10 protein-coding genes are annotated in these 8,760 nt (G+C 72.2%); 7 read left to right on the top strand and 3 right to left on the bottom strand.

Translation table 11 applies throughout. The annotated features are described in order from the left end of the window. The 3 genes from VGF12_RS19180 to VGF12_RS19170 form a co-directional block, all read left to right on the top strand. Window positions 1-231 (top strand): hypothetical protein (locus tag VGF12_RS19180; RefSeq protein ID WP_331177651.1); only part of this gene is annotated, 231 nt, incomplete at its 5' end. Then, complete coding sequence (locus tag VGF12_RS19175; RefSeq protein WP_331177650.1) at window positions 228-596, top strand: hypothetical protein; 369 nt, start codon at window positions 228-230, stop codon at window positions 594-596. The genes VGF12_RS19180 and VGF12_RS19175, both read left to right, overlap by 4 nt. Then, window positions 593-2,347 carry a secretin N-terminal domain-containing protein gene (locus VGF12_RS19170; protein ID WP_331177649.1) on the top strand — a complete coding sequence of 585 codons (1,755 nt, stop codon included), beginning with the start codon at window positions 593-595 and terminating at the stop codon, window positions 2,345-2,347. The genes VGF12_RS19175 and VGF12_RS19170 overlap by 4 nt, the downstream gene beginning before the upstream one ends. On the opposite strand, the gene selD is transcribed toward VGF12_RS19170, so the two are convergent. Both selD and senB read right to left on the bottom strand, forming a co-directional pair. After that, on the bottom strand, window positions 2,348-3,421 hold the full coding sequence (gene selD / locus VGF12_RS19165; protein ID WP_331177648.1) for a selenide, water dikinase SelD: 1,074 nt from the start codon (window positions 3,419-3,421) through the stop codon (window positions 2,348-2,350). It lies immediately after the preceding gene. Beyond that, a complete protein-coding gene (gene senB, locus VGF12_RS19160) occupies window positions 3,418-4,389 on the bottom strand; it encodes a selenoneine biosynthesis selenosugar synthase SenB (protein ID WP_331177647.1) in 972 nt (323 codons plus the stop codon). The genes selD and senB overlap by 4 nt, the downstream gene beginning before the upstream one ends. Between senB and senA the strand changes: the two genes are divergently transcribed. From senA to phnE, 4 genes are read left to right on the top strand one after another with little or no spacing between them, the layout of a single operon-like run. Then, window positions 4,384-5,547: a selenoneine synthase SenA gene (gene senA / locus VGF12_RS19155; protein WP_331177646.1), complete on the top strand. Its 1,164-nt coding sequence runs from the start codon at window positions 4,384-4,386 to the stop codon at window positions 5,545-5,547. The two genes, senB and senA, sit on opposite strands and share 6 nt — an antisense overlap. A 10-nt stretch (window positions 5,548-5,557) precedes the next feature. Next, window positions 5,558-6,388, top strand: coding sequence for a phosphonate ABC transporter ATP-binding protein (locus VGF12_RS19150; RefSeq protein ID WP_331177645.1), 831 nt, complete (start codon window positions 5,558-5,560; stop codon window positions 6,386-6,388). Further along, complete coding sequence (locus VGF12_RS19145) at window positions 6,379-7,206, top strand: ABC transporter permease (RefSeq protein WP_331177644.1); 828 nt, start codon at window positions 6,379-6,381, stop codon at window positions 7,204-7,206. Before VGF12_RS19150 ends, VGF12_RS19145 begins: the two co-directional genes overlap by 10 nt. Window positions 7,207-7,210: 4 nt before the next feature. Further along, the gene (phnE, locus tag VGF12_RS19140; RefSeq protein ID WP_331177643.1) at window positions 7,211-8,008 is read left to right on the top strand and encodes a phosphonate ABC transporter, permease protein PhnE; all 798 of its coding nucleotides are present in this window, start codon (window positions 7,211-7,213) and stop codon (window positions 8,006-8,008) included. Here phnE and VGF12_RS19135 read toward each other — a convergent pair. Then, window positions 8,002-8,760 (bottom strand): right-handed parallel beta-helix repeat-containing protein (locus tag VGF12_RS19135; protein ID WP_331177642.1); only part of this gene is annotated, 759 nt, incomplete at its 5' end. The genes phnE and VGF12_RS19135 overlap by 7 nt on opposite strands.

The following is an 8,760-nucleotide window of genomic DNA, read 5'->3' as shown; positions in this document are numbered from 1 at the left end:
CTCGACGACACCCCTGCGGCCGGCCTGCAGATGCCCGTCCTCACCGGCCTGGGCTGGCAAGGCGTGGAGCTGCAGGTGCAGGGCAACTGGCACGAGCTGCAGCGCTATCTGCAGGCCCTGGAGCGCGAGCTGCCCGGCTTGCGCTGGGGCGAGATGCGCCTGAGCGCGAGCGGCGGCAACGAGGCGCCGCGCCTGCAAGCCGAGGTCTTCCTGCTGAAGGTGCAGCCATGAAATCGGCCGGCCTGCTGCTCCTGCTGGCATCCCTGCTGGCCCACGCCGACGAGCCGGCGCGCGACCCCACCGCCTTGCCGCCCGCGCTGCGCAATGCGCTGGCGCCGACCGCCCCCGGCGGCGAACCGTACGGACAGGCCATCCGCCAGGTCGTCTTCGTCGAGGGCCGCGGCTATGTCGTGCAGCGCGGCCGACGCTACGGGGTTGGCGAGCAGCTCGATGGCGCGCGCATCGAACGCATCACCGAACAGGCCGTGTGGCTGCGAGAGGCCGGCAAGGTGCGCCGCGAGCCGCTGTATGGCGGCGTGGAAAAGCGACCGCCGCCCGTCGCGCCAGACGCCCAGAAATCCAAGGAGAAGCCATGAAGGGCCCCGCCCCCCGTCTCTTGCTGCTCAGCGCCGCCGTGCTGCTGGCGGGCTGTGCGGACAAGCCATTGCGCATCGCCCAGCCCAGCCAGGCCCTGCGCGAGGAGTTGCAGGCCCAGCGCGCAGCCCCGCCCGCGCCGGCCGCCTCGACCCCCGCCCCCGTCCAGGCGCAGCCGGTCCCCGCCCCCGCACCGGCCCTGCCGCCCGAGCCGCGCTTCGATCTCATCGTCAACGGCGCCCCGGCCCGTGACGTGTTCCTGTCCCTTGTCAGCGACACGCGCTACAGCATGCTCGTGCACCCGGCCGTGTCGGGCACCCTGTCGGTCACGCTCAAGGGAGTGACGCTGCGCGAGTCGCTGGACGCCATCCGCGAGGTCTACGGTTTCGACTACGCCATCGACGGCCGCCGCATCACCGTTTTCCCGCCGACGCTGCAGACCCGCGTCTTCACCCTCAACGCACTGGCTCACCAGCGCAGCGGCCGCAGCGAGGTGCGGGTCTCCTCGGGCGCCGCGCCGGCCAGCGCCAGCAACAACGCGGCGACGGGAAGCAGCACCAACACCGTGCTGCAACAGGAAAGCAGCCAGCTCAGCACCAAGGTCTCGGCCGACTTCTGGAGCGAGACCAGCGGCGCGCTGAAGGCGCTGGTCGGTACCGGCGAAGGACGTACCGTCATCACCAGCCCGCAGACCGGCACCGTGGCCGTGCGCGCCATGCCCGAGGAGCTGCGCCACGTCGAGGCGTGGCTGAAGGCGACGCGCCTCTCGGTCGAGCGCCAGGTCATGCTGGAGGCCAAGATCGTCGAGGTCGAACTGCGCGAGGGCTACCAGAGCGGGATCGACTGGTCCCGCATCAGTGAGCGCGGCGCCATCGGCCAGACCAGCGTCAATCCCTCCATCCCCAGCGGCGTCAACACCATCATCAACCCGCTGGTGAGCAACAGCCGCGGCCTGCCGGTGCTGTCCACCGGCACGCAAAGCCCGGCCTGGCCCGACCTCATTCCCCTGCCCTCGGCCGGCGGTGGCAGCTTCGGCCTGGCCCTGAGCCGCGGCGGCTTCCAGGCACTGCTCAGCTTCATCGAGAGCCATGGCGACACCCAGATCCTGTCCAGCCCCCGCATCGCCACGCTGAACAACCAGAAGGCCGTGCTCAAGGTCGGCACGGACGACTACTTCATCACGGGCATCAGCGGCAGCAACAGCGGCACCAACACGAGCAACAGCGGCACCAACGGTGTGACCAACCAGATCCCCACGCTGACGCTGACGCCGTTTTTCAGCGGGATCGCACTGGACGTGACGCCGCAGATCGACGCGGCCGACATGATCACGCTCCATGTCCACCCGTCGGTCTCCAACGTGACGGAGAAGGTCAAGCAGGTGGACCTCGGTTCGGTGGGCAACTTCCGCCTGCCGCTGGCCAGCGCCAGCGTCAACGAGAGCGACACCGTCGTGCGCATCCCTGACGGCCACATCGTCGCCATCGGCGGCCTGATGCAGATGGAGGCCACGCGGCGTGGCTCGGGACTGCCCGGCGCCGACAGCAACCCGCTGACGTCCATGCTGTTCGGCAACCGCGCCAACAACGGCCGCAAGCGCGAGCTGGTGGTCCTCATCAAGCCCAGCATCATCCGCAGCGCGGAAGACTGGGAGCAGCACAATCGCCTCGTCAGCGAATCGCTGGAGGACACCGAGGGCCGCTCGCGACGCGTGATCCGGCTGGACGGGGCGGCGGAGTCCCGCCCGAAGTGATCAGGCCCGGACCTGCAGGGGCCGCTCGCCCGCCGGCGTGACGCGGCCCACCACGGCCGCCGCGTCGAAGCCGTGGCGGGCGAACGTTGCCAGCACGGCATCCACCGTATCGGGATCGCACGACACCAGCAGTCCGCCGCTGGTCTGCGGGTCGGTCAACAAGGCCTTGTCCTCGGCCCCGAAATCCGCCGGCAGCTGCACATCGCCGCCATAGCCGGCCCAATTGCGCCCTGACGCGCCAGTGACGAAGCCGCGGCCGGCCAGCTCGCGAACGCCGGCCAGCAGCGGCACGGCACGCCAGTCCAGCTCCACCGTGCAGCCGGCGCCGCGCGCCAGCTCCAGCGCATGGCCGGCGAGGCCGAATCCGGTCACGTCGGTCAGCGCGTGCACGCCCGGCAGTGCGGCAAGATCCGGCCCCGGCGTGTTCAGCCGCGTCGTGGTCTCGATCATGCGGGCATAGCCCTCGGCGTCGAGCTGCTCCTTCTTCAGCGCCGCGCTCAGCACGCCCACCCCCAGCGGCTTGCCCAGCACCAGCACATCGCCGGGCCGCGCATCGGCGTTGCGCTTCACGCGCTCGGGATGCACCAGGCCCAGCGCCACGAGGCCGTAGATGGCCTCCACCGAATCGATGGTGTGGCCGCCCGCGATGGGGATGCCCGCCGCCCGGCAGACCGAGGCGCCGCCCTCCAGTACACGACCGATGGTCTGCGTGGACAGCACATTGATGGGCATGCCGACCAGGGCCAGGGCCAGGATGGGCCGGCCGCCCATCGCATAGACGTCGCTGATCGCGTTGGTCGCGGCGATGCGACCGAAGTCGAAGGGGTCGTCCACGATGGGCATGAAGAAGTCCGTCGTCGCGATCAAGGCCTGCTCGTCGTTGAGCCGATAGACGGCGGCATCGTCGGACGTCTCGATGCCCACCAGCAGCTCCCGGGGCATGGGCATGGCCGTCGTGCCCTTGAGGATCTCGGACAGCACGCCCGGCGCGATCTTGCAGCCACACCCGCCGCCATGGGACAGCGAGGTCAGGCGGGGTTCTTGGGCGGGCGTGGAGCAGGCAGGAGCGTTCATGGCGGTGAAGGGCGTGAGAGCAGCGCGCCGACGAGGCGGCGCAGCGTGGCCTGCTCGGCCTCGGGCGCGAAGAGCGCGGCGCGAGGGGCGAGCTGGGCAGTGAGTCGGGGAAGCATATCGGTATCGTCGCGCGCCTGCGCGAGCAGGGTCGCGAGGGTCGCGTCGTCGCCCGGCTCGAAGAGGCCCTCGTAGCCCTCGCCCAGCAGGCCCAGGTTGCCGTCGATGCGCGAGGCCAGCACCGGCGTGCCGCTGCGGATGGCCTCGGTGACGACATGGGCGCCGCCTTCGATGCGGCTGGCATGCACGAGGACATGGGCGGCCTGGATGCGCCGCCGCACGGCCGCGTGCGCCAGGCCGCCCAGCCAGCGGAAGTTCGCCTGGGCGGCCGCCAGCGCGGTCGCCTCCTCGCCCAGCGTCGGGTCCAGCGCCGCGCCGATGTGGTCCAGCCGGAGGTCGGGCCGCCCGGCCAGGCGACGCGCGGCGCGCCAGTAGGTGCGCGGGTCCTTCTCGTCCCGCAGATGGCCCACCATCACGGCACGCAGATGCTGCCGGGTGTGGGCCAGCGGCGCGCGTGCCGCGCAGGACTGCAGCACCACGTGGGCCTTGCCCCGCAGTGCCTGCGGCAATTGCAGCGGCCCCAGCTCGTTGAGCGTGACGAGGGCGTCGGCCAGCGCCAGCGAGCGCTGGGCGGCGCCATCGCTGGCGATGTCGCGGTAAAGGTCGGTGCCCGTCAACACCAGCACCACGGGCCGGGCCGGGTGGGCCGTACGCCAGGCCGCGATGGAGGCCGCCGAACGGCGCGCATGCAGCGCGATCAGCAGGGCCTCGTCGCCCCCGTCCCAGTGCTCGGCCAGATGGACGCGGTAAGCTGGCCGCAGCAGCCGCGCCCAGCGGTGGGCGGTCTGCCAGTTGCCGTTGTGGGCCTGGGCTAGGGCCGGCGTCACGATGACGAGGGAATCACGATGCACGACAGCAGCCTACTCCGGGCCGCGCTCGATGCCCGTCAGGGCGGCCCCGAGGTGCTGGCCGAGGCGCTGGCCGCCAGCCGCGCCGACACGCTGGCCACCTTCGCCGCCTTCGAGCGGGCCATGCCTCAGCTCGCCGTGCCGCTGCGCGCCGAGCTGAATCCGCCGCTGTGGGAGCTGGGCCATGTCGGCTGGTTCCAGGAGTACTGGGTGGACCGCCATCTCGTACGCGGGCTGGGTTGCCGGGCCGACGCGGATGCCCCGCGCCTCGCGCCGCTGCGCGCGAACGCCGACACCCTCTACAACTCCAGCGAGGTGCCGCACGACACCCGCTGGCAGCTCCCCCTGCCCGATGCCGCCGCGACGCGCGACGACCTCGCCCGCCAGTTGGCCCGGACCCTGGTCCTGCTGCGCGAAGCCGGCGACGGCGACGACGCGCTCTACTTTTTCCGCCTCGCGCTGCTGCACGAGGACATGCACCACGAGGCCGCCCTCTACATGGCGCGCGGCCTGGGCTGGCCCGTCACCGACGCGCGCTGGCAGCCTCGGCCGCTGCCGGCGCCGCCTGCGGCGCTCGACTTCGACGCCTGCCACTGGCGCCTGGGGCAGTCGGATCCCGGCTTCGCCTTCGACAACGAGCTGCGCGCGCACGAAGTCGCGCTGCAGCCCTTCAGCATTGACGCCCAGGCCCTGCGCTGGGCCGAGTACCTGCCCTTCATCGAGGCCAGTGACCGGCCCGCGCCGCGCTACCTGCGACGGGACGGCAGCCGCTGGCAGACCTGGCGCGACGGCGAATGGCAGCCGCTGGACCTCGCCCTCGCCGCCTGCCATCTGACCCGGGACGAGGCCCAGGCCTGGTGCCGCTGGGCGGGCCGGCGCCTGCCGACTGAGGCCGAATGGGAGCTGGCCGCCTGCACCCGGCCCGAGGCCTTCCGGTGGGGGGATGTGTGGGAATGGACGGACAGTCCCTTCGCGCCCTTCCCCGGCTTCGAGCCCCACCCCTATCGGGACTACTCGGCGCCCTGGTTCGACGGTCGTCCCGTGCTGCGCGGCGCCTCCCATTGCACTCAGCCGCGCATGCGCCATCCGCGCTATCGCAACTTCTTCCCCGCCACGCGCAGCGACGTGCCCGCCGGTGTGCGCACCTGCGCGGACAGCTAGAGTCCGCCCCGTGAAGATCTCCCTGCAAGACCTGACCGCCCGGCACGCGACGGCCCGACGCGATGCGCCGCACGCGCTCACCGGCCTGAACGTCGACATTGCCGAAGGCGAGCAGCTGGCCGTCATCGGCCCGTCGGGTGCGGGCAAGACGACGCTGCTCGAAGTGCTGGCCTGCGCCCGCCCACCGGCCTCGGGCAGCCTGACGGTGGACGGTGCCGCGCCGTGGTCGCTGCCGCGTCGCGCGCTGCAGGCCCTGCGCGGGCGGCTCATCCTCGTGCCGCAGGTGCCCCCGCTGCCGCCGCGCCAGCGCGTGGTGACCGCCGTGCTTGCGGGGCGCCTGCCGAGCTGGACCCTGTGGACGGCACTGCGCTCGCTGTTCTATCCGGTCGACATCCCGGCGGCCGATGCGGCCCTGGACGCCTTCGAACTCAGCGACAAGCTCTTCGAGCGCGTGGACCGCCTGTCGGGCGGCGAGCGCCAGCGGGTCGGGCTGGCCCGCGCCCTGGTCGCGCCGGCTCGCTTGTGGCTGGTCGACGAACCGCTGTCGGCCCTGGACCCGGCGCGCGCCCAGCGCGCCATCGCCGCCCTGGTGCGCGAGGCCCATGCACGCGGCGTGACCCTGGTGGCCACGCTGCACCAGGTGGACGCGGCCCTGGCCCACTTCCCGCGCATCCTCGGCCTGCGCGAGGGGCGGCTGGTGTTCGACCTGCCCGCCGCCGAGGTGACGCCCGAGCTGCTCGCACGCCTGTACGCCCAGCACGAGGATGAGCTGCTGGGCGGCCCCGCGCCGGCCGACAACCGGCCCCAGCCCGCACCGCCCGTGGTGATGCAATGCCGCTGAACGCGGCCGCGCGCCGCGACCCCGCCTGGCTGGGCCGCGTGGGCCTGGCCAGCGCCGGCCTCGTGCTGCTGTGGCCGCTGCTGGTCGCCACCGAGTTCAAGCCCTGGCTGTTGCTGGAGCCCGACTCGCTGCGCGTCACCGGCCGCTTCGTCGGCAGCTTCTTCCCGCCGGCCTTCAGCGGCGAGTTCCTGTGGATGCTGGCTCGCGAAACCTGGCGCACGGTGGCCATCGCGACGGCTGGCGTGACGCTGGCGCTGGTGGTCGCGCTGCCGCTGACGCTGGCCGCCACGCGGTCGCTGTCGGTATCGGCGCTGGCCGGCGCGATGGCGCCCCTGCCCTATGCCGTGCGCCAGCTCGTGCGCGGCCTGCTCATCCTGTTGCGCAGCATGCCCGAGCTGGTCTGGGCCCTGGTGTTCGTCCGCGTGGTGGGCCTGGGGCCGGCCTCGGGCGTGCTGGCCATCGCGCTCACCTACGGCGGCATGCTGGGCAAGGTCTACGCGGAGATCCTGGAGAGCGGCGACGCCCAGGTCACGCAGACGCTGTTGCGCAACGGCGCCTCGCGGCTGCAGGCCTTCGCCTATGGCCTGCTGCCGCAGAACGCCGCCGAGCTGACCAGCTACACCGTCTACCGCTGGGAATGCGCGATCCGCAGCTCCGTGGTCCTGGGCTTTGTCGGCGCGGGGGGCCTGGGCCAGCAGATGGACAGCTCGATGAAGATGTTCGCCGGCGGCGAGGTGGCAACCATGCTGCTGGTCTTCGTGGCCCTGGTCGCGCTGGCCGACCGCCTCAGCGCCGCGCTGCGGCGCGCCCTGGGATGACGCGATGAAGCCCGCGCGCAAGCTCCCGCCGCCACTGTTCAGCGCCCGCTGCTGGGCGTGCTGGCTGGTGGCCGGCGTGCTGGCCCTGGTCGTGGCCAGCTTCGCCTCGCTGGACCTCAAGCTGGCGAGCTTCGCGTCGGGCGAAGCGCTGGCCAGCATGGGCCGCTTCGTGCGCGAGTTCTTCCCGCCGGACTTCAGCGCCGGCTTCGTCCGCAGGGTCGTCGAAGGCGCCTGGGAAACGCTGGCCATGTCGGCGCTGGGCACGCTGTTGGCCGCGCTCGCCGGTGTGCTGATGGCCCTGCCCGCCAGCCGCCTGAATGCGGGCCGCGGCTTGGCGCGGCTGCTGCTCAACGCGCTGCGCTCGGTGCCGGAGCTGGTGTGGGCGGCCATGCTGCTCATCAGTGCCGGCCTGGGGCCGTTCGCCGGCACGCTGGCCCTGGCCATCCACACGAGCGGCGTGCTGGGCCGGCTGTTCGCCGAGGCGATCGAGAACGCACCGCCCGGCCCCGGCGCAGCCCTGCGCGCGCAGGGCGCCGGCGCGACCCGCGTCTTCCTCTACGCGACGCTGCCGCAGGTGCTGCCGCAGCTGATGAGCTACACCCTCTACCGCTGGGAGAACAACATCCGCGCCGCCGCCGTGCTGGGCGTCGTCGGTGCGGGCGGCCTGGGGCAGCTGCTGATGTTCCACATGGGCCTGTTCCAGATGGACAAGACGGCCACCGTGCTCATCGCGATGCTGGCCCTGGTCGCGCTGGTGGATGGCGCCAGCTTCGCGCTGCGGCGCTGGATGACGCGTCAGTAGGCACCGGGCAGGTGGCTGGCACCCGTCCAGCCCAGCAGCTTGCGCAGCTCGGCCGGCACCGGCAGCCGCTGCACCCCCTCCGGCACGCGGGCCAGCTCGAAGCGGCGCAGCTCGGGGCTGCGGAAGACCGCGCCCTCATAGGGCAACAGCGCCTTGCCGCTGGCCTCCACGCCGGGCACGGCCTTGCGGAAATCGTCCAGGCTGGCGAAGCTCGCCTGGCACGGCGTGCCGGGTAGGGGCGCCCAGTTGACCAGCGGCTGGGCGCCCTTGCCACTGTCGGCGCGCAGGTAGACGTTGCCATCGACGCGTGCCGTCATGGCCGCGGTGACCTTGCCGCAGGTGACCGGCGCCTGCTCGATGCGCAGCAGCGGCCCCTTCAGCGCCGCGTCAGCCACCAGCAGGTTGCCCTCGAAGACATGGCCGACGCGCTCGTTCACGTCCGGCCCCGTCTGCGGATGCCAGCCGAAATGGTCACCCTGGGCGCTGCGTTCGTTGCGATCGATCAGCACCGGCGAATTGACGAACGTGTTGTGGAGGATCTTCGCGCCCGCGCTGTTCAGCACGCGCACGCCCTGCTGGTTGTTCACGAACACATTACCGGCGGCCGTGACGCCCTTGGAGATCTCGAAGAACAGGCCGGCCTGCGTGCCCTCCACATGGTTGTTGACGAAGACGCCGTCGCGGTTGCCCACGTCCCACCAGACGCCGTTGGAGTGCGGCTGCTCGATGACGAGGTTGTCGCGCACGACGAC

It is taken from the genome of Roseateles sp. (genome assembly GCF_036404855.1).
Taxonomy (GTDB): domain Bacteria; phylum Pseudomonadota; class Gammaproteobacteria; order Burkholderiales; family Burkholderiaceae_C; genus Pelomonas.
This window is presented reverse-complemented; position numbering and strand designations above follow the sequence as displayed.